The 23,648-nt window shown below is 70.8% G+C and carries 23 protein-coding genes; 6 read left to right on the forward strand and 17 right to left on the reverse strand.

All coding sequences use genetic code 11. The features are described from left to right. Positions 1-78: 78 nt before the first annotated feature. Both ACFZDJ_RS01735 and hisI read right to left on the reverse strand, forming a co-directional pair. Positions 79-1,566, reverse strand: a complete 1,488-nt coding sequence (locus ACFZDJ_RS01735; protein WP_385387242.1) for an anthranilate synthase component I — start codon at positions 1,564-1,566, stop codon at positions 79-81. 11 nt (positions 1,567-1,577) lie between these two features. Continuing rightward, the gene (gene hisI, locus ACFZDJ_RS01740; protein WP_384905911.1) at positions 1,578-2,003 is read right to left on the reverse strand and encodes a phosphoribosyl-AMP cyclohydrolase; all 426 of its coding nucleotides are present in this window, start codon (positions 2,001-2,003) and stop codon (positions 1,578-1,580) included. Positions 2,004-2,122: 119 nt separating this feature from the next. Between hisI and ACFZDJ_RS01745 the strand changes: the two genes are divergently transcribed. Then, positions 2,123-2,758 (forward strand): TIGR03085 family metal-binding protein, encoded by a 636-nt coding sequence (locus tag ACFZDJ_RS01745; protein WP_391055388.1) that lies wholly within the window; start codon positions 2,123-2,125, stop codon positions 2,756-2,758. Positions 2,759-2,767: 9 nt separating this feature from the next. Here ACFZDJ_RS01745 and ACFZDJ_RS01750 read toward each other — a convergent pair whose 3' ends face one another. The 10 genes from ACFZDJ_RS01750 to hisD form a co-directional block, all read right to left on the reverse strand. After that, positions 2,768-4,015, reverse strand: coding sequence for an MFS transporter (locus ACFZDJ_RS01750; RefSeq protein ID WP_390928175.1), 1,248 nt, complete (start codon positions 4,013-4,015; stop codon positions 2,768-2,770). Positions 4,016-4,029: 14 nt separating this feature from the next. Next, positions 4,030-4,620: a transcriptional regulator gene (locus ACFZDJ_RS01755; RefSeq protein ID WP_099940880.1), complete on the reverse strand. Its 591-nt coding sequence runs from the start codon at positions 4,618-4,620 to the stop codon at positions 4,030-4,032. Positions 4,621-4,755: 135 nt separating this feature from the next. Beyond that, positions 4,756-5,511 carry an imidazole glycerol phosphate synthase subunit HisF gene (gene hisF / locus ACFZDJ_RS01760; RefSeq protein WP_391055391.1) on the reverse strand — a complete coding sequence of 252 codons (756 nt, stop codon included), beginning with the start codon at positions 5,509-5,511 and terminating at the stop codon, positions 4,756-4,758. After that, entirely contained in the window at positions 5,508-5,921 is a 414-nt protein-coding gene (locus ACFZDJ_RS01765) for a Rid family hydrolase (protein WP_391055394.1), read from the reverse strand. The genes hisF and ACFZDJ_RS01765 overlap by 4 nt, the downstream gene beginning before the upstream one ends. Beyond that, positions 5,918-6,643, reverse strand: coding sequence for a bifunctional 1-(5-phosphoribosyl)-5-((5-phosphoribosylamino)methylideneamino)imidazole-4-carboxamide isomerase/phosphoribosylanthranilate isomerase PriA (priA, locus tag ACFZDJ_RS01770; protein WP_054231462.1), 726 nt, complete (start codon positions 6,641-6,643; stop codon positions 5,918-5,920). Before priA ends, ACFZDJ_RS01765 begins: the two co-directional genes overlap by 4 nt. After that, positions 6,640-7,287: an imidazole glycerol phosphate synthase subunit HisH gene (gene hisH / locus ACFZDJ_RS01775; RefSeq protein ID WP_168508167.1), complete on the reverse strand. Its 648-nt coding sequence runs from the start codon at positions 7,285-7,287 to the stop codon at positions 6,640-6,642. Before hisH ends, priA begins: the two co-directional genes overlap by 4 nt. Then, positions 7,278-7,442, reverse strand: coding sequence for a hypothetical protein (locus ACFZDJ_RS01780; protein ID WP_054231464.1), 165 nt, complete (start codon positions 7,440-7,442; stop codon positions 7,278-7,280). Before ACFZDJ_RS01780 ends, hisH begins: the two co-directional genes overlap by 10 nt. A gap of 4 nt (positions 7,443-7,446) precedes the next feature. Further along, positions 7,447-8,040 carry an imidazoleglycerol-phosphate dehydratase HisB gene (gene hisB / locus ACFZDJ_RS01785; protein WP_054217455.1) on the reverse strand — a complete coding sequence of 198 codons (594 nt, stop codon included), beginning with the start codon at positions 8,038-8,040 and terminating at the stop codon, positions 7,447-7,449. Then, positions 8,037-9,152, reverse strand: a complete 1,116-nt coding sequence (locus ACFZDJ_RS01790; protein ID WP_391055397.1) for a histidinol-phosphate transaminase — start codon at positions 9,150-9,152, stop codon at positions 8,037-8,039. The genes hisB and ACFZDJ_RS01790 overlap by 4 nt, the downstream gene beginning before the upstream one ends. After that, entirely contained in the window at positions 9,149-10,471 is a 1,323-nt protein-coding gene (gene hisD, locus ACFZDJ_RS01795) for a histidinol dehydrogenase (RefSeq protein ID WP_384905907.1), read from the reverse strand. Before hisD ends, ACFZDJ_RS01790 begins: the two co-directional genes overlap by 4 nt. A gap of 191 nt (positions 10,472-10,662) precedes the next feature. Here hisD and ACFZDJ_RS01800 point away from each other — a divergent pair, with 191 nt between their 5' ends. The 4 genes from ACFZDJ_RS01800 to ybaK all read left to right on the forward strand — a co-directional run bounded on the left by ACFZDJ_RS01800 (position 10,663) and on the right by ybaK (position 14,723). After that, entirely contained in the window at positions 10,663-12,240 is a 1,578-nt protein-coding gene (locus tag ACFZDJ_RS01800) for an oxidoreductase (RefSeq protein WP_391055400.1), read from the forward strand. Between the two features lie 160 nt (positions 12,241-12,400). Beyond that, positions 12,401-13,432 (forward strand): hypothetical protein, encoded by a 1,032-nt coding sequence (locus ACFZDJ_RS01805; RefSeq protein WP_384906160.1) that lies wholly within the window; start codon positions 12,401-12,403, stop codon positions 13,430-13,432. A gap of 11 nt (positions 13,433-13,443) precedes the next feature. Then, complete coding sequence (locus ACFZDJ_RS01810) at positions 13,444-14,184, forward strand: LON peptidase substrate-binding domain-containing protein (RefSeq protein WP_391055402.1); 741 nt, start codon at positions 13,444-13,446, stop codon at positions 14,182-14,184. 35 nt (positions 14,185-14,219) lie between these two features. Then, on the forward strand, positions 14,220-14,723 hold the full coding sequence (gene ybaK, locus ACFZDJ_RS01815; RefSeq protein WP_384905904.1) for a Cys-tRNA(Pro) deacylase: 504 nt from the start codon (positions 14,220-14,222) through the stop codon (positions 14,721-14,723). Between the two features lie 714 nt (positions 14,724-15,437). On the opposite strand, the gene ACFZDJ_RS01820 is transcribed toward ybaK, so the two are convergent. From ACFZDJ_RS01820 to ACFZDJ_RS01835, 4 genes are all read right to left on the reverse strand, one after another. Next, the gene (locus ACFZDJ_RS01820) at positions 15,438-16,097 is read right to left on the reverse strand and encodes an AAA family ATPase (protein ID WP_390928163.1); all 660 of its coding nucleotides are present in this window, start codon (positions 16,095-16,097) and stop codon (positions 15,438-15,440) included. A gap of 34 nt (positions 16,098-16,131) precedes the next feature. Continuing rightward, positions 16,132-16,953, reverse strand: coding sequence for an ABC transporter permease (locus ACFZDJ_RS01825; RefSeq protein WP_391055403.1), 822 nt, complete (start codon positions 16,951-16,953; stop codon positions 16,132-16,134). A gap of 160 nt (positions 16,954-17,113) precedes the next feature. Further along, on the reverse strand, positions 17,114-18,136 hold the full coding sequence (locus ACFZDJ_RS01830) for an ATP-binding cassette domain-containing protein (RefSeq protein WP_391055406.1): 1,023 nt from the start codon (positions 18,134-18,136) through the stop codon (positions 17,114-17,116). Between the two features lie 167 nt (positions 18,137-18,303). Then, a complete protein-coding gene (locus tag ACFZDJ_RS01835) occupies positions 18,304-19,521 on the reverse strand; it encodes an NYN domain-containing protein (protein WP_099925734.1) in 1,218 nt (405 codons plus the stop codon). A 234-nt stretch (positions 19,522-19,755) separates the two neighbouring features. Here ACFZDJ_RS01835 and ACFZDJ_RS01840 point away from each other — a divergent pair, with 234 nt between their 5' ends. Then, positions 19,756-19,932 carry a hypothetical protein gene (locus tag ACFZDJ_RS01840; RefSeq protein ID WP_390928158.1) on the forward strand — a complete coding sequence of 59 codons (177 nt, stop codon included), beginning with the start codon at positions 19,756-19,758 and terminating at the stop codon, positions 19,930-19,932. 103 nt (positions 19,933-20,035) lie between these two features. Here ACFZDJ_RS01840 and dnaE read toward each other — a convergent pair whose 3' ends face one another. Further along, entirely contained in the window at positions 20,036-23,575 is a 3,540-nt protein-coding gene (dnaE, locus tag ACFZDJ_RS01845) for a DNA polymerase III subunit alpha (protein ID WP_384905900.1), read from the reverse strand. Between the last annotated feature and the right edge of the window lie 73 nt (positions 23,576-23,648).

Consider the following 23,648-nt stretch of genomic DNA (forward strand, 5'->3'; position numbering starts at 1 on the left):
CGAACCGTCACCCGGGGTTCACGTGAGCCTCGTCCTATTGCCCGAACTCGTACCGCAGGGCCCGGGTTCCGCCGCCTTCTACCGGTCGAGCCGGTTGGCGGTGTGCACCGCGCGCAGGACCGCGGCGGCCTTGTTGCGGCACTCGTCGTCCTCGGCGACGGGGTCCGAGTCGGCGACGATCCCGGCGCCCGCCTGGACGTACGCGGTGCCGTCGCGCAGCAGGGCCGTACGGATGGCGATGGCGGTGTCGGAGTCGCCGGCGAAGTCGAGGTAGCCGACGCAACCGCCGTACAGTCCCCGCCGGGACGGTTCGAGTTCGTCGATGATCTGCATCGCGCGCGGCTTGGGGGCGCCGGAGAGGGTGCCGGCGGGGAAGCAGGCGGTGAGCACGTCGAAGGCCGTACGGCCCGCCGCGACGCGTCCGGTCACGGTGGACACGATGTGCATCACGTGCGAGTAGCGCTCGATGGACATGAAGTCGACGACCTCGACGGAGCCGGGCTCGCAGACGCGCCCCAGGTCGTTGCGCCCCAGGTCGACGAGCATCAGGTGCTCGGCGCGCTCCTTGGGGTCGGCGATCAGCTCGTCGGCGAGGGCCTGGTCCTCCTGGACGGTGGCGCCGCGCGGCCGGGTGCCCGCGATGGGGTGCACCATCGCCTGCCCGTCTTCGACCTTGACCAGGGCCTCGGGAGACGAGCCGACGACGTCGAAGCCGTCGAAGCGGAAGAGGTACATGTACGGGGAGGGATTGGTCGCCCTCAGTACGCGATAGACGTCCAACGCGCTGGCCGTGCACGGCGTTTCGAAGCGCTGGGAGGGGACGACCTGGAAGGCCTCGCCCGCCCGGATGCGCTCCTTGATGTCCTCGACGGCGTCCTGGAAGTCCGGGCCGCCCCACAGGGCGGTGTACTCGGGCAGCTCGGAGGGCGGGAGCGCGGCGGGCGGCTGGGAGACCGCGCGGGAGAGGTCGGCCTCCATGGCGTCGAGGCGGGCGACCGCGTCCGCGTAGGCCTCGTCGACGCCTGTGTCGAGGTCGTTGTGGTTGATGGCGTTGGCGATCAGCTGGACCGAGCCGTCCCAGTGGTCCATGACGGCGAGGTCGCTGGTGAGCAGCATGGTCAGCTCGGGGAGCTTCAGGTCGTCCCGCTCGCCGGGGCCGATCTTCTCCAGGCGGCGCACGATGTCGTAGCCGAGGTAGCCGACCATGCCGCCGGTGAACGGGGGCAGGCCCTCGCCGTGCGGTGTGTGCAGGGCCTCGATGGTGGCGCGCAGGGCGGCCAGCGGGTCCCCGTCAGCGGGGACGCCGACGGGCGGGGTGCCGAGCCAGTGGGCCTGCCCGTCGCGCTCGGTCAGGGTGGCTTGGCTGCGGACGCCGATGAAGGAGTACCGGGACCACGAGAAGGACGCGCGGCCGTTCTCGGCGGATTCCAGGAGGAAGGTGCCGGGGCGCTCGGCGGCCAGCTTGCGGTAGAGCGCGACCGGCGTGTCGCCGTCGGCGAGGAGCTTGCGGCTGACGGGGATGACACGGCGGTCGGTGGCCAGCTTGCGGAACGTCTCGAGGTCCATGGCGGCTGACCTTACTGATCCAGTGAGGGTACGCCGGAATCGGCGCCCTGGGTGTCGACGGGGGCCGCCTCCTTGAGGAGCACGTCCTCGTCGAAGCAGGTGCGGGCGCCCGTGTGGCAGGCGGCGCCCACCTGGTCGACCTGGACCAGGAGGGTGTCGGCGTCGCAGTCGAGGGCCACGGACTTCACCCACTGGAAGTGGCCGGAGGTGTCGCCCTTGACCCAGTACTCCCGGCGGCTGCGCGACCAGTACGTGCAGCGGCCCGTGGTGAGGGTGCGGTGCAGCGCCTCGTCGTCCATCCAGCCGAGCATCAGCACCTCACCCGTGTCGTACTGCTGGGCGATGGCGGGGACGAGTCCGTCGGTGCTGCGCTTGAGGCGCGCGGCGATCTCGGGATCGAGGCCGCTGGGGCTGCTGGGCGGGGGCGTGCTGGTCATGCCGACCATTGTGCCGCGCCCGTGGGACGCACCCGCCGGTTGTCCACAGGCCGGACCGTGCTCCCCCGCCCGCCGGTGTCCACTGTGCGTGGTCCCGGGGCGGTCGTAGGCTTGCTGGCATGTCGACCCATGCCAAGCGTGAACGACTTCTCCTCGCCGACCTGTTGGAGGCCGAGGGCCCGGACGCCCCGACCCTGTGCGAGGGCTGGAACACCCGTGATCTCGCCGCGCACGTGGTGGTGCGCGAGCGCCGCGCGGACGCCGCGGGCGGGCTGCTGATCAAACAGCTCGCGCCGCGTCTGGAGCGGGTGCAGGCGGAGTTCGCCGAGAAGCCGTACGAGGAGCTGATCCAGCTGATCCGTACGGGGCCGCCACGCTTCTCGCCCTTCGCGCTGAAGCAGATCGACGAGGCGTCGAACACGGTCGAGTTCTATGTCCACACCGAGGACGTGCGGCGGGCCCAGCCGGACTGGACGCCGCGCCCGCTGGACCCGGTCTTCCAGGACGCCCTGTGGTCCCGCCTGGAGCGCACCGCCCGCCTCGCCGGCCGTGGCGCGCCGACCGGCCTTGTGCTGCGCCGTCCGGACGGCCAGACGGCGGTCGCCCACCGGGGCACACCGGTCGTGACGGTGACCGGCGAGCCCTCGGAGCTGCTGATGTTCGCCCTCGGCCGGCAGAAGACGGCCGACGTGGAGCTGGAGGGCGACAAGGACGCGATCGCGCAACTGAGCGAGACGAAGCAGCTGGGTCTCTGAGCGGCCTTCTCAGCGGGGCAGCTCGGCGCGGCGCAGGTCGCGGACGCACAGCGCGAGGACCCCGCCGAGGCCGCAGACCGCGGCGCTGGCCACGAAAACCGGTCCGGTGCCCCACCAGCCGATCGCGGCGGCGGCCACCGGCATGCTCAGCGGGGCGAGACCGAGGCTGACGAGGCCGGCGACGGCGCTGACGCGGCCCAGGTAGGCGGGGTCCGCGTGGGTCTGCAACAGGGCGCCGCACAAGGCACCGCTGAGCCCCGCGAGCAACCCCACGAGCAGGGCGACACCGAAAGCCGCAGCGACACTCGGCGCATAGGCGACCGCGCCGATCGCGACCGAGCCCCCCAGGATCGCCACCCCGGCCAGACGTCCCGCGTGCGGCAGGTGCCCGCGCACGGTCAGCAGGAGCGCGGCGGCCCCCGCACCGGTCCCGAACCCGGCGACCACCCAGCCCATCCCGGCGGCGCCCCAGCCGCGCTGGTCGGCCAGCAGGGTCAGGCCCACGTTGAGCGGCCCGACGAAGCCGAAGTCACCGAGGGCGATGGCGGCGATGAGCGGGGCGAGGACGCGGTGTCGCCTGATGTAGCCGAGGCCGTCACGGAGGTCCCGCCAAGGGGTGCGCTCCGCGGCCTTGTCGTCGGCGGGCAGTTCCCTCATCCGTACGGAGATCAGCAGCGGCACGGACACGGCGATCAGCATGCCCGCCAGGCCGAACGCCGCCGCCGAGCCGCCGAGCGCCACAGCGAGGCCGCCGAGCGGCGCCCCGACGACATTGGCGAAGCGGATCGCGAGGCCCCTCATGCCCTGGACGCGGGCGAGCTGCCCGTGGCTGGTGACTCGGGCCGGAAGTGCGCCCACGGCGGGCATGAAGACGGCGTCGACGGTGCCGAAGACGACGGCGAGCAGTGCCAGCAGCCACAGCCCGGGGCCGGCCGCGAACAGCAGAGCGGCCACCGCGAGGACGGCCGCGCAGCGCACGGCGTCGCTGCCGATGACGACCTTCCGCGGCCCGAACCGGTCGGCGACCACTCCTCCGCCCAGCATCAGCAGGGCCCGCGGCACGGCGCTCACGGCCATCACGAGCCCGGCCTGCGAGGGCGTTCCGGCCTGGACGGCGGCCCAGGACAGCGCGAGGTAGTAGACGTTGTCGCCGATCATCGACGAGGTGTAGGCGCCGAGCCAGCGCAGCACGTTGCCGTCGCGGTGGGCCGGACGGTCGGTGTCTGCGGGAGCGGAGCCTATGACGGTCGCGGTCACTGAAGTACGTCCTCTCAAGGGCGGAACGGGAAGCCGTACACATGCAGCGCCACGTTCTCGCGGCCTTCTGTGGCACCGGCCGCCTCGTCGGCGCGGCCCTTCTCGTCGTACTTCTTGATGAGAGCGATCAGCTCCGCGCCGAGCTCGGACAGTTCTGTCGCCGTCAGTCGCAGGAGGGACTCGCTGTCCGGAGCGGCGGTGTTCCACTCCGGGGCCCAGGCGGGACGCTCGTCCAGGTAGCGCCGGTACATGTCGCTGCGCTGCTCGTGGAAGAGCCGGGTGGCCGCCAGATGCGCGGCCCTCTTCTCGGGCGCGTCCCGGAAGTCCTCGTCGTGGATGCTCACGCCTTCCGAAGCAGGCTGCCACCAGCGCTCGCGGCCGTCCTCGCTGCGGGGCTCGGCCTCCTCGATCAGCCCGTACTCGGCGAGCTTGCGCAGGTGGTAGCTGACCAGCGAGGGGGCTTCGTCGACCTGCTCGGCCAGCTGGGACGCGGTCGCGGTCCTGGCCACATACAGGGCCCGGTACAGCTTCATCCGCAGCGGATGGGCTATCGCCTTGAGCGTGCCCATGTCCGCGATGCGGCGGAGGTTCTCCTTTTCTGCCATGAGTTCACCGTAAATACGAAAGAAAAATTGCACAACAGATTTTGCGCAACTTATCTTTCGCATCTGCTCACAAGCGAGCCCCGGCCACCCGGTGACCGGGGCTCAGCGCGCTGCGTGCACCGCCGACGTCCGACGTCAGCGAACGGGGCGCCCCGCCCCCCGCAGCGCCTCCTTCACCTGGCCGATCCGCAGATCCCCGAAGTGGAAGACGGACGCGGCGAGCACCGCGTCGGCGCCTGCGGCGATGGCCGGCGGGAAGTCGGCGAGCCGGCCCGCGCCGCCGCTGGCGATGAGCGGCACGGTGACGTGCTTCCGGACGGCCTCGATCATCTCGATGTCGTAGCCGTCCTTCGTGCCGTCCGCGTCCATCGAGTTGAGCAGGATCTCGCCCGCGCCCAGCTCGGCGGCCTGGTGTGCCCACTCGACCGCGTCGATGCCGGTGCCCTTGCGCCCGCCGTGGGTGGTGACCTCGAAGGTCCCCCCGGGAGTGCGCCGGGCGTCCACCGACAGCACCAGCACCTGCCGCCCGAACCGCTCCGCGATCTCCCGGATGAGTTCGGGCCGTGCGATCGCCGCCGTGTTGACCCCGACCTTGTCGGCACCGGCCCGCAGCAGCTTGTCGACGTCCTCGGCGGTGCGTACGCCGCCGCCCACGGTGAGCGGGATGAAGACCTGCTCGGCCGTACGGCGCACCACGTCGTAGGTGGTCTCGCGGTTGCCCGAGGACGCGGTGATGTCCAGGAACGTCAGCTCGTCGGCGCCCTCGGCGTCGTACACCTTGGCCATCTCGACGGGGTCGCCCGCGTCGCGCAGGTTCTGGAAGTTGACCCCCTTGACGACCCGGCCGTTGTCCACGTCCAGGCAGGGGATGACTCGTACGGAAAGGGTCATGCTGCGGACACTCCGTCTTCTCCGCCGGAGCGGAACGCCTCCACCTCGACCTCGACGACCAGACTGGGGTCCACGAGGCCGGAGACAATAATCATGGATGCGGCGGGCCGGACGGCGTCGAACAGCTCTTTGTGAGCGCGCCCGACGTCGTCCACGTCCCGGGCATGGGTGACGTACATGCGCGTCCGTACCACGTCGTCCCGGCCCAGACCCAGCTGCTCCAGCGCCGCGAACGCGACGTTGAACGCGTTGATCGCCTGCTCGTACGGGCCGCCCCCGGCGATCTCGCCGTCCACTATCGACGTGCAGCCGGAGACCAGCACCAGACCGTTCGGCAGCTCCACCGCGCGGGAGTAGCCGAAGGCGTCCTCCCAGGGCGCGCCGGTCGTGACACGTCGTACGTCGCTCACTTGGCTACCGCCTCCAGGGCCTCTTCCAGGGTGAACGCCTTGGCGTAGAGGGCCTTGCCGACGATGGAACCCTCGACGCCCAGCGGCACGAGCTCGGCGATGGCGCGCAGGTCGTCCAGGGAGGAGACCCCGCCCGACGCGACGACCGGGCGGTCCGTCGCGGCGCACACAGTACGCAGCAGCTCCAGGTTCGGGCCCTGCAGCGTGCCGTCCTTGGCGATGTCCGTGACGACATAGCGCGCGCAGCCCTCGGCGTTGAGGCGCTCCAGCGTCTCGTAGAGGTCGCCGCCGTCGCGGGTCCAGCCGCGGCCGCGCAGCGTCGTGCCGCGTACGTCGAGACCGACCGCGATCTTGTCGCCGTGCTCGGCGATGACCTTGGCGACCCACTCGGGGGTCTCCAGGGCGGCGGTGCCGAGGTTGACCCGGGTGCAGCCGGTGGCGAGGGCCGCGGCGAGCGTGTCGTCGTCGCGGATGCCGCCGGAGAGCTCGACCTTGATGTCCATGGCGCCGGCGACCTCGGCGATCAGCTTGCGGTTGTCGCCGGTGCCGAACGCGGCGTCCAGGTCGACGAGGTGCAGCCACTCGGCGCCCGAGCTCTGCCAGGCGAGGGCGGCCTCAAGGGGGGAGCCGTAAGAAGTTTCCGTCCCGGACTCGCCGTGCACGAGCCGGACGGCCTGGCCGTCGCGGACGTCGACGGCGGGGAGGAGTTCGAGCTTGCTCACAGTGTTCCGATCCAGTTGGTGAGGAGCTGGGCTCCGGCGTCGCCGGACTTCTCGGGGTGGAACTGCGTGGCCCACAGGGGGCCGTTCTCGACGGCCGCCACGAAGGGCTTGCCGTGCGTCGACCAGGTCACCAGGGGTGCGCGCAGCGCCGGGTTGCCGACTTCCAGGGACCAGTCGTGGACGGCGTAGGAGTGCACGAAGTAGAAGCGCTCCTCGGGGTCGAGCCCCGTGAAGAGCTGGGAGCCGGCCGGGGCGTCGACCGTGTTCCAGCCCATGTGGGGCACGATGTCGGCCTGGAGCGGCTCGACCGTGCCGGGCCACTCGTCGAGGCCCTCGGTCTCCACGCCGTGCTCGATGCCGCGCGCGAAGAGGATCTGCATACCGACGCAGATGCCCATCACCGGGCGGCCGCCGGACAGACGGCGGCCGATGATCCAGTCGCCGCGGGCGTCCTTGAGGCCCTTCATGCAGGCGGCGAAGGCGCCGACGCCGGGCACCAGCAGCCCGTCCGCGTTCATGGCCTTGTCGAAGTCACGCGTTATCTCGACCTCGGCGCCCGCGCGCGCGAGGGCACGCTCGGCGGAACGCACGTTCCCGAAGCCGTAGTCGAAAACGACGACCTTCTTAGGAGCGGTCAATTCCACACCTCCAGCCTCATGACGCCCGCGATCAGACACATCGCGGCGCCGATGGAGAGCAGCACGATGAGGCTCGCGGGCATCTTCTGCTTGACGAAGGAGTAGACGCCGCCCAGGAGGAAGAGCCCGACGACGATGAGGATGGTGTTGAGGCCTGTCATGGCTTTACAGCGCGCCCTTCGTGGAGGGGAGGATGCCGGCGGCGCGCGGGTCGCGCTCGGAGGCGTACCGCAGCGCCCGGGCGAGCGCCTTGAACTGGCACTCCACGATGTGGTGCGCGTTGCGCCCGTAGGGCACGTGCACGTGCAGTGCGATCTGGGCCTGGGCGACGAAGGACTCCAGGATGTGCCGGGTCATCGTCGTGTCGTACTCGCCGATCATCGGCGCCATGTTCTCGGGCTCGGTGTGCACGAGGTACGGGCGGCCCGACAGGTCGACGGTCACCTGGGCGAGTGACTCGTCCAGCGGGACCGTGCAGTTGCCGAAGCGGTAGATGCCCACCTTGTCGCCGAGTGCCTGCTTGAAGGCGGCGCCGAGCGCGAGGGCGGTGTCCTCGATGGTGTGGTGCGAGTCGATGTGCAGGTCGCCCTCGGTCTTCACGGTCAGGTCGAACAGACCGTGCCGGCCGAGCTGGTCGAGCATGTGGTCGTAGAAGCCGACGCCCGTCGACACCTCGACCTTGCCGGACCCGTCGAGATCGATCTCGACGAGGACCGACGTCTCCTTGGTCGTCCGCTCCACTCTTCCGACGCGGCTCATGCGCTCTGCTCCTTCTTCAACTCACGGACCGCGTCCAGGAACGCGTCGTTTTCGGCCGGGGTGCCGGCGGAGACCCGCAGCCATCCCGGTACGCCGTTGTCCCGGACCAGGACGCCCCGGTCGAGGATCTTCTGCCAGGCCTCGTGGGAGCCACCCTCGCTGTCGAATCGCCCGAACTGGACGAAGTTCGCGTCGGACTCGGTCACCTCGTACCCGATCGCACGCAATTCGGCGACCAGACGGTCCCGCTCGGCCTTCAGCTGCTCGACGTACCCGAGCAGCGTGTCGGTGTGCTCCAGGGCGGCCAGGGCGGTGGCCTGCGCGACGGCCGACAGGTGGTAGGGCAGCCGTACGAGCTGGACCGCGTCGACGACCGCGGGGTGCGCGGCGAGATAGCCGAGGCGCAGTCCGGCCGCGCCGAACGCCTTCGACATCGTCCGCGACACGACGAGATTCGGCCGGCCCTCGATCAGCGGCAGCAGCGAGTCGCCGTGGCTGAACTCGATGTACGCCTCGTCGACCACGACCATGGACGGCCTGGCGGCCTGCGCCGCCTCGTACAGCGCGAGGACCGTCTCACGCGGCACCGCGTTGCCCGTGGGGTTGTTGGGGGTGGTGATGAAGACGACGTCCGGGCGGTTCTCGGCGATGGCGCGTGCGGCGGCCGCCAGGTCGATCGTGAAGTCCTCGTCGCGGGGGCCCGAGATCCAGGCCGTGCCGGTGCCGCGCGCGATGAGCGCGTGCATCGAGTACGAGGGTTCGAAGCCGATCGCCGTACGGCCGGGGCCGCCGAAGGTCTGCAGCAGTTGCTGGATGACCTCGTTCGAGCCGTTGGCCGCCCAGACGTTCTCGACGCCGACCCGGTGCCCGCCGGTCCTCGTCAGGTACTTGGCCAGCTCGGTACGGAGCTCCACCGCGTCGCGGTCGGGGTAGCGGTTGAGGTTGTGGGCGGCCTCGCGGACCCGCTCGGCGATCCGCTCGACGAGCGGTTCGGGCAGCGGGTACGGGTTCTCGTTGGTGTTCAGCCGTACGGGGACGTCGAGTTGGGGCGCGCCGTAGGGGGACTTGCCGCGCAGCTCGTCCCGTACGGGAAGATCGTCGATACCGGTCACTTGCTCTCTGGAACCTTCCACCCGAAACGAGCCTTGATCGCCGCCCCGTGGGCCGGCAGGTCCTCCGCCTCCGCGAGCGTCACCACGTGGTGCGCCACCTCGGCGAGGGCATCGCGCGTGTAGTCCACGATGTGGATCCCGCGCAGGAAGGACTGGACGCTCAGCCCCGAGGAGTGGCAGGCGCAACCGCCGGTGGGCAGCACATGGTTGGAGCCCGCGCAGTAGTCGCCCAGCGACACCGGCGCCCAGGCGCCTACGAAGATCGCGCCCGCGTTCTTCACCCGGTCCGCGACGGCGGCAGCGTCCGCCGTCTGGATCTCCAGGTGCTCGGCGCCGTACGCGTCGACGACCCGCAGGCCCTCGTCCACGCCGTCGACGAGGACGATCGCGGACTGCCTGCCGCGCAGCGCGGGGACGATCCGGTCCTCGATGTGCTTGGTGGCCGCGACCTGCGCCTCCAGCTCCTTCTCCACCGCCTCCGCCAGCTCGACGGAGTCCGTGACGAGGACGGCGGCGGCGAGCGGGTCGTGCTCGGCCTGGCTGATCAGGTCGGAGGCCACGTGCACCGGGTCGGCGGTCTCGTCCGCGAGGATCGCGATCTCGGTGGGACCGGCCTCGGTGTCGATGCCGATCTTGCCCGTGAAGTAGCGCTTGGCGGCGGCGACCCAGATGTTGCCGGGCCCGGTGACCATGTTGGCCGGGGCGCAGGACTCGGTGCCGTGCGCGAACATCGCGACGGCCTGGGCGCCGCCGACCGCGTACACCTCGTCGATGCCGAGGAGGGCGCAGGCGGCGAGGATCGTGGGGTGCGGGAGACCCCCGAACTCCTTCTGCGGCGGGGAGGCGAGCGCCATGGAGGCGACTCCGGCCTCCTGCGCCGGAACCGCGTTCATGATCACTGACGAGGGGTAGACCGAACGTCCGCCGGGCGCGTACAGGCCGACGCGCTCGACCGGTACCCACTTCTCGGTGACCGAGCCGCCGGGCACGACCTGCGTGGTGTGCGCGGCGCGGCGCTGCTCGCGGTGGACCAGGCGGGCGCGGCGGACGGACTCCTCCAGGGCCGCACGCACGGCCGGGTCGAGCTGCTCCAGGGCGTCGGTGAGCGCCTGGGCCGGAACCCGTACGGATGCCAGCCGCACCCCGTCGAATTTCTCCGCGTAGTCGATCAGCGCCGCGTCGCCACGATGATGCACGGCCTCGCAGATCGGACGCACCTTCTCCAGGGCGGCCTGTACGTCGAAGTCGGCTCGGGGCAGCAGGTCGCGCAGGGCGGAGCCCTCGGGGAGGGCGTCGCCGCGCAGATCGATTCGGGCCATACGAAGAGATTGCAGCACGGTCCCAATTCTCTCAGACGGCGATAAGACGCCGGACGCCTGTATCAATGGCTGATACAAGCCGTCCCAGGCTCCCCCTGGAGATCTCCGTCACCAGTAGCGTTCGGCCCGTCACACAGCGGGCATGAACGGCTGTACGAACCCGCGAGTAGCTGGGGAGGGAGGGACGTGACGTGACCGAGGGTGCCGGCGTCCGCGGTGGGGACCTGCCGGACGAGTTGACCGCCGCCGAGGCCGGGATGTGGCAGGCCTTCCGCAACGGCAGCGTGTACGACCTGCGGGGCGGGGACATGACCGTGGACGATCCACACGGCGGCCATCCCTGGGGGCCCGAGCGCAGTGTCCGGGCCCGGATCGTGGCGTGGCTGCTGCTCGACGGGCCGCCCGCCCTCCAGGGCCGGGTCGCCTCCCTGAAGCTGACCGGCGTGCAGATCACGGACGTCCTCGACCTCGCGGGCGGCACGGTGGTGCCGTACGTGGAGCTGAAGGGCTGCCGGTTCGAGAAGGAGATCCTGCTGCCGGAGGCGCACTTCACGACCGTGCGCCTGGTCAACTGCTCGGTGCCGCGCCTGGAGGCGGCCCGGGTGCACACCGAGGGGGATCTGCATCTGCCCCGCTGCCGCTTCCACAACGGGGTGCGGCTGACCGACGCGCACATCGGTACGGATCTGCTGCTCAACCAGGCCGTGGTCTACCGGGACCGGCGTGGCCGCTCGCTCACCGGCGACGGCATGACCGTGGGACAGGACCTGCAGGCCGAGATGCTGGAGTCGCACGGCGAGCTGAGCCTGCGCGGCGCCACCGTCGGCGTCTCTCTCAGCCTGCGCGGCAGCAAGCTGAACAACCCGTACTCGCGGCTGGCTCTGAACGCTCCCCAGCTGACCGTCAACCGCACGCTCTACATGACCCCCGCGGGCCTCGGCAATCCCCTGCTGACCAGCGGCACCACCCCGGCGCGCGGGACGCTGGTGCAGCGCTTCGAGTGCCAGGGCGGGATCCGCCTCGACGACGGACGGTTCGGGGACGCCCTCGACTTCGAGCGGGCCCGTTTCACCTTCGACGACGACCAGGAGCTGTCCCTGCTGCGGGTGCAGACACCCGAACTGCGCTTCCTCGGGGAGCGCCCCGAGCGGGGCAAGGTGGTCCTGTCGGGCGCGCGGATCGTCAATCTCGTCGACCAGGCGGACAGCTGGCCGGGCCCCGGCAACCTCCACATGGGCGGCTTCAGCTACGAGAACCTCGTACCGCAGGGCGCCTTCCCACTGACCCGGCGCCTGGAGTGGGTGGCGGCGGCGACCGCCGAGTACAGCCCGGAGCCGTACGAGCGGCTGGCCACCGTGCTGCGCGATTCCGGGGAGGACGAGGACGCGCGCGAGGTACTGCTCGCCAAGCAGCGCCGCCGCCGCGAGACCCTGCCGCTCGCGGCCAAGCTGTGGGGGTACGCGCAGGACTGGACGGTCGCCTACGGGTACCGGCCCGGCCGGGCGGCCCTGTGGATGGCGGTGCTGTGGGCGGCGTCCTCGATCGCCTTCTCGCACGCGACCCGCACCCCGGTGAACGGCGGGCATCCGCCGTGGAACGCCGCGCTGTTCGCCCTCGACCTGCTGCTGCCGGTGATCGACCTCGGCCAGGTGGGCGTCTGGCAGCTGCGCGGCGTCTGGCAGTGGCTGGCCGCGGTGGTGATCCTCCTGGGCTGGATCCTGGCGACGACGGTGGCGGCGGGGGCGACGCGGCTGCTGCGCCGCAGCTGAGGGGCCCATGGGACAGCATCCGGCCATCCTGTTGACAGGTGTTCAATAGTAGAACAACAGTCACTTTTTACCTACCCTTGACCATCTGACATACAACCAAACGAGGGTTACGAAAGTGTCACCGCACACCCTCTGGTACAGCTCCGACCTGCGGCTTTCAATGGTCGACACCATGGCACTGCTGCGCGCGTTCATCCGTACGGCCCGGATGGTCAAGAACACCTCGCGCCTCGCCGCCGGACTGCCCGCCGACGACGAGGTACTGCTGGACGCCCCGGACGAACGGCTCGCCCCGGCCCTCGTCGCGGCGGCCCGCGGTGAGTACGACATCGCGGCCAAACTGCTCGGCGCCACCCGCGAGGCCGCCGAGTGGGAGAACCGCGACCGCTACGCGAGACGCCTCGCCGCCTTCGCGTGCACCCGCGACGAATGGCTCCAGACCTGGCAGAGCGAGTCCCCGCACGACCCGGACGCGCTCCTGGTCAAGGCCGAGCTCGCGGTGCGCCGCTGGTGGGAGTCGCCCGCCCGCGCCGAGCTGCTGCGCGAGGTCGGCCCGCTGATCGCCGCCGCCGCCGAGGGCGACCCGCGCGACCCGGTGCCCTGGCGGATCGCGCTCGACCACGCCCGTGGCACCAATGCCGGACACACCGAGTTCGAGAAGCTGTGGGGCGAGGCCGTACGCCGCTCCCCACACCACTACGGCTGCCATGTGGCCGCCCTGAAGTACCTGTCGGCCGCCTGGTACGGCTCGCACCGCGAGTGCTTCGACTTCGCCGAGCGGGCCGCGCAGGACGCGCTGCCCGGCTCGCTCGTACAGGCGCTTCCGGTGCGGGCGGCCTTCGCCTATCTGACCGAGGGCGGCCGGGCCGTCATCCCGCGTGAGCGGCTCGACGAGGCGGCCGACCTCGCGATCGCGGTCTCGGCGGCATACGCGACCGCCGACCCGTGGCCCGCGGAGGTACGCAACCTCCTCACCTACGTCCTGATCAGGCTGGAGCGCTGGCAGGACGCCCTGGACCAGCTCCGTCTGATCGGCCCGTACGCGACCTCGTTCCCCTGGGACCGGGTCTCCGACGACCCGCTGGGCCAGTTCCTGGAACTGCGCGACGGAGTCCGCCTGGAGGTCGCCTCGAACATCCCCCTCCATCCACGGAGTGAGCACGGCGGACGTGCCCGCTCCGGAGACCATTAGGCTTTCGCGTCGTGACCACCGTCCGGCTCCCGCTCTTCCCCCTGAACTCGGTACTGTTCCCGGGTCTCGTGCTTCCCCTGAACATTTTCGAGGAGCGCTATCGCGCCATGATGCGCGAACTGCTGAAGACCCCCGAGGCCGAACCGCGCCGGTTCGCCGTCGTCGCCATCCGCGACGGCCACGAGGTCGCGCACACCGCACCCGGCATGCCGGACCAGACGGCGCTGCCGCAGCGCGGTCCCACGGCCGGGTTCGGGGACGACCCGCTCAAGGCCTTCCACGAGGTGGGCTGCGTCGCGGACGCGGCCACCATCCGGGAGCGCGCCGACGGCAGTTTCGAGGTACTGGCCACCGGCACCACGCGGGTACGGCTCCTGTCCGTGGACGCCACCGGCGCGTTCCTGACGGCCGAGCTGGAGGAACTCCCGGAGGAACCCGGCGAGGAGGCCGGCGCGCTCGCCGAGGGCGTCCTGCGGGCCTTCCGGCAGTACCAGAAGCGGCTGGCGGGCGCCCGCGAACGCTCCCTGTCCACCGGCGCGGACCTGCCGGACGACCCGGCGGTGGTCTCCTACCTGGTGGCGGCCGCCGTGATGCTCGACATCCCGGCCAAGCAGAAGCTGCTCCAGGCTCCCGACACGGCCACCCGCCTCCACGAAGAGCTGAAACTCCTGCGCGCCGAGACCGCCATCATCCGTAATCTGCCGTCGTTGCCGGCGTCGGAACTGACGCGCAACCCGACAAGTCTCAACTGACGCACTCGACGTCATTGATGTAAGGCATCGACACCTTGGCGAAGAAGTCGAAGAAGCAGCAGCAGTCCGGGGGCACGCCCGCGACGGTGGCCCTGACCGCGGCGGGCGTCGCGTACACGGTCCACGCCTACGAGCACGACCCCGCGCACCCCTCCTACGGCGAGGAGGCCGCCGAGGCGATGGGCGTCTCCCCCGACCGCGTCTTCAAGACCCTGGTCGCGGACGTGGACGGCTCCCTCGTGGTCGCCGTGGTCCCCGTCGCGGGCTCCCTGGACCTGAAGGCCCTGGCCACGGCGGTGGGCGGCAAGCGCGCCGCCATGGCCGACCCGGCGGCCGCCGAACGCACCACGGGCTACGTCCGCGGCGGCATCTCCCCCCTGGGCCAGCGCAAGAAGCTCCCCACGGTCCTGGACGCCTCGGCCCTGCGGCACGCCACGATCTGCGTCTCCGCCGGCCGCCGGGGCCTCGAGGTGGAGCTCGCCCCCGACGACTTGGCGCACCTCACGGAAGCGGTGTCCGCGCCGGTCGCCCGTGCGTGACCCCTCGACGGATGCGTCGTCCTGCGTTAAGCACGAGAGGCATGTCGAAACGAACCCGCAAACGCAAGTGGCGCACGAAGAAGGGCCGCTCGAACCACGGCCACCGACCTCCATGACCTACGCGTCGTTCGACTGACGGCCGGTGGGGGCTGAGCGCGCAGTTCCCCGCGCCCCTGAGGCGAGGCTCCGCCCCGCATCGTTCAGCCCGTCCGACGTTTGAGGACGAGGCCGTTCAGGCCGATGCGGGGGTCTGGGGCGAAGCCCTGCGGGGGTGCAGGGGGCGGAGCCCCGCGGGGGTGCAGGGGGCGGAGCCCCGCGGGGGTGCAGGGGGCGGAGCGCCCGGTGGGGTGCGGGGGCGGAGCCCTGCGGGGGTGCGGGGGGCGGAGCCCCGCGGGGGTGCAGGGGGCGAAGCCCCTGGTGGGGTGCGGGGGCGAAGCCCCGCGGGGGGTGCGGGCACGAAGCCCCGCGGGGGGGTCCAGGGGGCGGAGCCCCCGGTGGGGTGCAGGGGCAAAGCCCCGCGGGGGGTGCGGGGGCGGAGCCCCCGGTGGGGTGCAGGGGCAAAGCCCCGCGGGGGGTGCGGGGGCGGAGCCCCCGGTGGGGTGCAGGGGCGAAGCCCCGCGGGGGGTGCGGGGGCGGAGCCCCCGGTGGGGTTGAAGGGGCGCAGCCCCTGGGGATGGGACGGGTAGGGGCGGCGGGGGCGAGGAGAAGGCCGGGTCAGACCGCCGGAGGCGCCGGTGGGGGCCCATACGGGCTCGCGTAGGGGTCCGGGTCCCGAGGGCCGAACAGCGCCGTCAGACCGAGGTGCACCACCAGCGCCGCCAACGACCACGCCAGCAACGCCCCCTTCGCCCCGAGCTTCAACGGCGCGGAGAAGGTAACCCCCTTGCCCACATGCTTGGCGTGGGCGACCACGTTCTGCGTCGGCCCGAGCCAGATCCCGATCCGCCAGGCGAGCAGCGACCCGAGCACACCCCCCACCGCCAGCGCCACGACGAGCGGCACACCCCCACGCCGCCGCACCAGAAACACCACCACCGCACTGACCGCACCGAACGCCAGCGCAAGCAGCGTGAACGTTCCGTCGACCCCGATGGCCTGCTCACCCTCGGTGTCCTTCAGATACACCGCGCTGTCGTCCGCGATCAGCGGCACATGCGGCGCCAGCCACCACCACAGCACACCGAGCAGCACTCCCGCGAGCGCCACCGCCACCGTGACGACGGCGGCCTCCAGCACTTCGGTCTTCATCCCGGGCCCGTCCTGTTCGTACCCGACGGTCCCCCCGCCGCCCCCGGCGGGCGGAGCCTGCCAGGCATGGGCGTCGTCGGAGGGCGGTTGGTGCGGCGGCGGAGGCGGAGTCAGCGGTGCGGTCACACTGACATCGTGCCAGGCCCGGCTGTCGGCCGCGTCACCGGACGGCCGCCCGGCGGTACGCCCAGGTCGCCACCGCCAGCGAGGCCACCCCCACACCCGCGCAGACGGCGAGGTCACCGACGACGAAGGCCCAGTCGGGGTGCGCCCCGAAGCTCCGCGCGAAGGCCTCGACGCCGTAGGTGGAGGGCAGCAGATCACGGCCGTACTGCACCACCGTGGGCAGCCGGTCCGCCGGCAGCACCCCGAGCAGCAGCGCCGCCGACATCCCCAGCTGTCCGAGCAGCGTGGCGAGTTCGGGCCGAGGCGCAAGCAGTCCGAGCGCCGCCCCGAGCCCGGCGAGCGCGGCACCGGCGAGCGGGATCACCGCGACGAGCACCCACAGATGCGCCATCGGCAGCCCGAAGAGGACACAGCCGACGACGGCGGTGACCACGGTCCCGGGCACGGTGAAGGACGCGTACGCGCCCGCGACACCGAGCACGACAGCGGCCGGCGGCACCGGCAGGGTCGCGTAGTGGTCGAGCCCGCCGCCGGCCCGAAGCTGTCCGAAGTACTGCGCCAGCAGGTTGAGCCCGACGAAGGCGACGACCAGGACGGACGCCCCGGCCACGATCGACCGGGCCTCGCCCCCGCCGTCCACCACGCCACGCATCATGACCATGATGCCGACGGACTGGACCGTGGCCACGAACAGCAGCGGAATCCGCGCCACGCGCGCGCGGGAGAGCTGGGCCCGGTACATGGCGGCGAGGGAAGGCCACAGCCGCGCCCTCGGCCCGAGTTCGGCGGCGTCACCGGCGTCCTCGGTCATGGACAGCGCACTGCCCGGCAGCACCTCAGCGGGTACGACACTCACGTCGAGCTGCTCCTCTTCACTCCGGCAGCCGTCCTGTCCCTGATTTCGACGTTCCCGACGTTCCCGACGTTCCCGACGCCGCTTCCCACGCCGCCTCCCACACCCACGACGCCCCTCCCCGTCCGTACAGACTCCCCTACGGATTCCCGACCCCGCGCGCTCACGCCTTCACCAACCCCTGCGCATTGCCGCCGAGCGCGAGGTACACGTCCTCCAGGCTCGGCGTGGCCAGCGTGAAGTCGTCGAGCGCGGCGAACGCGGCGCCTCCGGTGACCGTGGCGACGGCCGCGCGGGCCTCCTCCGGGGCGAGCCGCAGGGTCCAGCGGCGGCCCGACTCGACGGCGCGGGCGCGCAGCGCGGCGACCTCGGGCACATCCAGCGGGGCGCTCTCGCGCCAGACGAGTTCGACCCGCACCTCACCCGCGACCCGCTCCTTCAACCCGGCCGGCGTGTCGCAGGCGATGACGCGGCCCCGGTCCAGGACGGCGACCCGGTCGAGCACGGTCTCGGCCTCGATGACGTTGTGGGTGACCAGCAGCACGGTGGCGCCGTGCTCGGCCCGGCGCCGGTCGACGGCGGACCACACGGCCCGCCGGGCCACGGGATCCATGCCGGTGGTCGGCTCGTCGAGGACGAGCAGCGGCCGCCGCCCGACCAGCGCGGCGGCGAAGCACGCCAGCCGCCGCTGCCCGCCGGAGAGCTTCTTCAGGGGGCGGGAGGCGATCGAGGTGAGGCCCAGCTCGTCGAGTACGGCGTCCCGCTCCGCCCGCGCCTCGCGCAGTTCGAGCCCGCGCAGCCGCCCGGTCGTCTCCGCGGCCAGCGACACGGTCAGCTCGTCGAGGGCGGTGGACTCCTGCCCCAGGTAGGCGAGGATGCGCGCCGCCCGTTCGGGGTGACGCACGATGTCGTGTCCGAGAATCTCGACGCTGCCGCTGTCGGGCCGCATGAGCCCGGTCAGCTGGCGTACGAGGGTCGACTTCCCGGCGCCGTTCGGCCCGAGCAGTCCGAAGATCTCGCCGCGCCGGATGTCCAGCCGTACTCCGTCGGTGGCCCTCACCTCGGGCGTGCCGGGGCTGCCACGGCGTCCACGGACGGCCGGGTAGGTCTTGGTCAGCGCGCGCACCGAGCACACGACATCGCCCCTGTGCCCGTTCCGGACTGCCTGTGCCGTGCGCGTACTCACGAAGGACGAGCCTACGGGGTCCGATGCCCCGTTATGCGCCCGGGGCCCTCGCCTCAGTCGGTCCACGAGCCGTCCTGGCCCGGGTCTCAAAGGTCTGGCGCGCTGAAGAAGCGCCCCCACCCACCCGTACCGGAAGAACACACCCGGAATTCAACCGCTCCCCCGGGTTACTCCCCGGCAGGGGCATGCTCCGCCGCCGTACGCACATCGATCTCCCGCCAGAACCCCGCCCTGATCGCATACCGGTCGTGCTCGTCGATCTGGTCGTCCTTGTGGGCGAGCAGTCCGAAGCGCGCGGCGTAGCGCAGCAGCTCGCCATCCACGCGGTGCGGCACCCGCGGGTACATCGTGGACAGCTTCTGCAGGTGGCTCGGGTCGGTGAGCCGCTCCATCCAGCGGCGCGCGAAGACCTGCCCCACCTCGTAGGGATCGCCGCCGACCGTGGTGATGTCCTCCTCGCGGTCGGCCCATCGCTGCTCGGCGGAGGTGAGCTGGGCGAGCGTGGGCAGCGCGGCGGCCTCAGTGGACTCCGTGGCGCCCCCGGGGCGTTCGATCCACCCTTTGTCGGACGACCACCGCAGCGTCGCGCTGGCGGGGTGCTGGGGGGCCTGGACGCCCGGTGCGCGCAGTGCGGCCAGGTCCTTCGGCGTGGGCACGCCCTTGGGGGCGGGAACCCGCTCCTCGGCCCCGTTCTGCGACTCGGCGACGGGGCTGTGCTCCGCGGCCTCGGAGGGCCGCTCGGCCGCTCCGGCGAGCGACGAGTCGGGCAGCGGCGCGGAGAGGATCGCGGCGATCTCGGGGCGCGGCACGGGCTGCGGCGCGCAGATCCCGCCGAGGTCCTTGGCCCGTACGGCCTTGGTGATCCACGCCCGGTCCAGCACCCGGCGCTCGTCGGCCTCGGCGACCAGGTCCTCGGACTGGTTGTAGTCGCCGTCCGCGGCCTGCACGGCCCACAGGTGTACGGCGACGCCGTGCTCCTTGGCGGCCATCATGCCCGGCAGCAGGTCCCCGTCGCCGGTCACCAGGACCACGTCGGAGCAGGCGCGGTTGCGGGCCAGCTCGGTCAGCTCGGCGTGCATGGCGGCGTCGACGCCCTTCTGCGCCCACCGCCCGTCGCTGCGGGTCAGCGCGCCGAGGCGCACCGTGACCCGTGGCATCACGCGCAGCCGGCGGTGCTCCGGTTGCGGTACGCGGTCGGGGGCGCCGTCGAACCAGTAGATGCGCAGCAGGGGCCGCTCCGTGTCGGACTCGGCGCGCTCGCGCAGGCCCTGGATGAGGGCGGCGTGGTCGACGGTGATCCGGGATCGCGAAGGCTCCCCGGCGAGGAGACTGGCGGCAGCCCCGAGCAGATACCCGGCGTCCACCAGGACGATGCAGCGGTCCACGCGGTCCACCCTCTTTCCGGTTCCGGGAGATTCGCTTCGGGCTTCCTTCGAGTCTGCCCGACGGCGCGGAGGTTAACGGCCCGAACTCGATCTTCGGCGTGGCGTATCGGGGGATAACGCTCCGACAGGCCTTATTACGCACGGTAATTCTCCGAAATGCACTGCTTGTCAGGCTATGTGAATGTGAATCTGGATCCGGCCCTGACCCCTAGGGCCCCACAGGAGGCAATCACCATGGCCAAGAACAAGAACCGCAAGCAGGGCGGCCAGCAGGACCGCTCCTCGCAGGCCGAGCATGCGCAGGAGCAGGCGCAGCGGTCCTCGACGGAGGCTCACACGCCGATGTCGCAGGCCCAGGGCAGCCCCGCGGACGTCGCCCGCAAGCACCAGAAGCGCTTCGGCCACAACTGAGGCCACGCGTAAGGGCTGTTGAAGCCCAGGCACACACCGAGGGGCGCATCCGACAACGGATGCGCCCCTCGCGTACATCATCTGATCCTGTCAGCTGATCCCGTCAGCCCGCGAGGCAGGACGGGCCCAGCAGCACCTTCAAGTCACCGAACAGCGCCGGGTCCGGCTTCACCCGGTGCCGGTCGAGCCGCAGCACGGTGGTCTTGCGCGGGCCCTGGAGCCTGATGCGCACCTCGCTCTCGCCCTTGTGGTGGCTGAGGATCTCGCCGAGGCGGCTCACCATCGGCGGGGTGACCTTCAGCGCCGGGATCGTGAGGATCACGGGCGCGTTGGTGCCCGCGTTCGACAGGTCGGGGACCTGGAGCTCCATCGCGACCAGCCGCGGCACGTCCTCGCGCTTGTCGAGGCGTCCCTTGACGAAGACGACCGCGTCCTCGACGAGTTGGGTCGACACCAGCTGGTACGTCGCCGGGAAGAACATGCACTCGATGGAACCGGCCAGGTCCTCCACCGTGGCGATCGCCCAGGCGTTGCCCTGCTTGGTCATCTTGCGCTGGAGGCCCGAGATGATGCCGCCGATGGTGACGACCGCGCCGTCCGCGTGCTCACCTCCGGTGAGCTGGGAGATGCCCGCGTCGGCCTTGTCGGACAGCACGTGCTCCAGGCCGAAGAGCGGGTGGTCGGAGACGTACAGACCGAGCATCTCCCGCTCCTGGGCGAGCAGGTAGGCCTTGTCCCACTCGTCGGTGGTGAACTCCACGTCGAGTCCGAAGCCCGGCTCGCTGGTGTCCTCGTCGCCCATGCCACCGAAGAGGTCGAACTGGCCCTCGGCCTCCTTGCGCTTGACCTGCACCACGTTGTCGATCATCGGCTCGAACTGCGCGGTGAGGCCCTTGCGGGTGTGCCCCATCGTGTCGAACGCGCCCGCCTTGATCAGCGATTCCGTGGTGCGCTTGTTGCAGGCGACGGCCTCGACCTTGTCGAGGTAGTCCGGGAAGGAGGCGTACTTCCCCTTGGCCTTGCGGCTCTTGATGATCGACTCGACGACGTTCGTACCGACGTTGCGGACGGCGGAGAGCCCGAAGAGGATCACGTCGTCGCCCTGGGCGGCGAAGTTCTGCTCCGACTCGTTGACGTTCGGCGGCAGCACCTTGATGCCCATGCGCCGGCACTCGTTCAGATAGATCGCGGACTTGTCCTTGTCGTCCTTGACCGAGGTGAGCAGGCCCGCCATGTACTCGGCGGGGTAGTTCGCCTTCAGGTAGGCGGTCCAGTACGAGACCAGGCCGTAGGCGGCCGAGTGGGCCTTGTTGAAGGCGTAGCCGGCGAAGGGCACCAGCACGTCCCACAGGGCCTGGATCGCCTCGTCGCTGTAGCCGTGCTTCTTGGCACCGGCCTGGAAGATGGTGAAGTTCTTCGCCAGCTCGTCGGGCTTCTTCTTGCCCATCACGCGGCGGAGGATGTCGGCCTCGCCGAGCGAGTACCCGGCGATGATCTGGGCGGCCTTCTGCACCTGCTCCTGGTACACGATCAGGCCGTAGGTGACCGCCAGGACCTCCTGGAGGGGCTCTTCGAGCTCCTTGTGGATCGGCGTGATCTCCTGCAGCTTGTTCTTGCGGAGCGCGTAGTTCGTGTGCGAGTCCATGCCCATCGGGCCGGGACGGTAGAGCGCCGAGACGGCGGAGATGTCTTCGAAGTTGTCGGGCTTCATCAGGCGCAGCAGCGAGCGCATGGGGCCGCCGTCGAACTGGAAGACGCCGAGGGTCTCGCCGCGCTGGAGCAGTTCGAAGGTCGTCGGATCGTCGAGCGGAAGCGCCAGCAGGTCGAGGTCGATGCCCTTGTTGGACTTCACCATCTTGACGGCGTCGTCCATGATCGTCAGGTTGCGCAGGCCGAGGAAGTCCATCTTCAGCAGGCCGAGCGACTCGCACTGCGGGTAGTCCCACTGCGTGATGGTCACGCCGTCGGTGTGCCGCACCCAGACCGGGGCGTGGTCGACGATGGGCTCGCTGGACATGATGACGCCGGCGGCATGCACGCCCATCTGCCGGACCAGGCCTTCGACGCCCTTGGCGGTGTCGATGACCTTCTTCACGTCCGGCTCGTTCTCGTACATCGAGCGGATCTCGCCGGCCTCGCTGTAGCGCGGGTGCGAGGAGTCGGTGATGCCGCTGAGGTCGATGCCCTTGCCGAGGACGTCGGCGGGCATGGCCTTGGTGAGGCGGTCGCCCATGGCGTACGGGTAGCCCAGGACGCGCGCGGAGTCCTTGATGGCGTTCTTCGCCTTGATCTTTCCGTAGGTGCCGATCATGGCGACCTTGTCGGCGCCGTATTTCTCGGTCACGTACCTGATCACTTCGACGCGCCTGCGCTCGTCGAAGTCGATGTCGACGTCGGGCATGGAGACGCGCTCGGGGTTCAGGAACCGCTCGAAGATCAGTCCGTGCGGGATCGGGTCGAGGTCGGTGATGCCCATGGCGTACGCGACGATCGAACCGGCCGCCGAGCCACGGCCCGGGCCCACGGCGATGCCCTGCTTCTTGGCCCACATGATGAAGTCGGCGACGACGAGGAAGTACCCCGGGAACCCCATCTGGATGATGACGTCCATCTCGTACTCGGCCTGCTTCTGGCGGTCCTCGGGGACGCCGCCGGGGAAGCGGCGCTCCATGCCGAGGCGCACCTCCTCCTGGAACCAGGTGACCTCGGTGTAGCCCTCGGGGATGTCGAACTTCGGCATGAGGTTCTTCGCCTCGAACATGCCTGCGGTGTCGATCTGCTCGGCCACCAGGAGGGTATTGGCGCAGCCCTGCTGCCAGGCGTCCGAGGAGTCGACGGCGTACATCTCGTCCGTGGACTTCAGGTAGTAGCCGGTGCCGTCGAAGCGGAAGCGGTCCGGGTCGGAGAGGTTCTTGCCGGTCTGGATGCACAGCAGGGCGTCGTGGGCGGTCGCCTCGTGCGCGTACGTGTAGTGCGAGTCGTTCGTCACCAGGGGCGGGATGCCGAGCTTCTTGCCGATGTCCAGGAGTCCGTCGCGGACCCGGCGCTCGATCTCGATGCCGTGGTCCATCAGCTCCAGGAAGTAGCGGTCCTTGCCGAAGATGTCCTGGTACTCGGCGGCCGACTTCAGTGCCTCGTCGTACTGGCCGAGGCGCAGGCGGGTCTGGAGCTCGCCCGAGGGGCAGCCGGTGGAGGCGATGAGCCCCTCGGACCACTGGGAGATGGTCTCCTTGTCCATGCGGGGCCACTTCTGGAGCCAGCCCTCGGCGTACGCGTCCGAGGAGAGCTTGAAGAGGTTGTGCAGGCCGGTCCGGTTCGCCGCCCAGATCGTCTTGTGCGTGTAACCACCCGAACCGGACACGTCGTCGCGCTTCTGGTGGGGCTGGCCCCACTGGATCTTGCGCTTGTTGCGCCGGGACTCGGGGGCGACGTACGCCTCGATGCCGATGATCGGCGTGACGCCCGCCTTCTTCGCCGTGTGGAAGAAGTCGTACGCCCCGTGGAGGTTGCCATGGTCACTCATGGCGATGTGTGTCATGCCCATCTCATTGCAGGCATTGAACATGTCCTTGAGCCGCGCGGCACCGTCCAGCAGCGAGTACTGGGTATGGACGTGCAGGTGCGTGAACGGCGGCTTTGACACGGCTTCGGCCTCCAAGGAGAACAATCGTCGACAGGCTGCGGACAGTCTGGGGGGACAGCGTCGAAGTCTATGA

It is taken from the genome of Streptomyces sp. NPDC007896 (genome assembly GCF_042959425.1).
Classification (GTDB): Bacteria; Actinomycetota; Actinomycetes; order Streptomycetales; family Streptomycetaceae; genus Streptomyces.

Coding starts and splice junctions, on each gene's coding strand:
- ACFZDJ_RS01840 (WP_390928158.1), top strand. CDS start 19,756: ATGGCCAAGAACAAGAACCGCAAGCAGGGCGGCCAGCAGGACCGCTCC.
- hisB (WP_054217455.1), bottom strand. CDS start 8,040: ATGAGCCGCGTCGGAAGAGTGGAGCGGACGACCAAGGAGACGTCGGTC.
- hisF (WP_391055391.1), bottom strand. CDS start 5,511: ATGACCCTTTCCGTACGAGTCATCCCCTGCCTGGACGTGGACAACGGC.
- hisD (WP_384905907.1), bottom strand. CDS start 10,471: ATGGCCCGAATCGATCTGCGCGGCGACGCCCTCCCCGAGGGCTCCGCC.
- ACFZDJ_RS01735 (WP_385387242.1), bottom strand. CDS start 1,566: ATGGACCTCGAGACGTTCCGCAAGCTGGCCACCGACCGCCGTGTCATC.
- ACFZDJ_RS01745 (WP_391055388.1), top strand. CDS start 2,123: ATGTCGACCCATGCCAAGCGTGAACGACTTCTCCTCGCCGACCTGTTG.
- ACFZDJ_RS01755 (WP_099940880.1), bottom strand. CDS start 4,620: ATGGCAGAAAAGGAGAACCTCCGCCGCATCGCGGACATGGGCACGCTC.
- ACFZDJ_RS01805 (WP_384906160.1), top strand. CDS start 12,401: ATGGTCGACACCATGGCACTGCTGCGCGCGTTCATCCGTACGGCCCGG.
- hisI (WP_384905911.1), bottom strand. CDS start 2,003: ATGACCAGCACGCCCCCGCCCAGCAGCCCCAGCGGCCTCGATCCCGAG.
- ACFZDJ_RS01780 (WP_054231464.1), bottom strand. CDS start 7,442: ATGACAGGCCTCAACACCATCCTCATCGTCGTCGGGCTCTTCCTCCTG.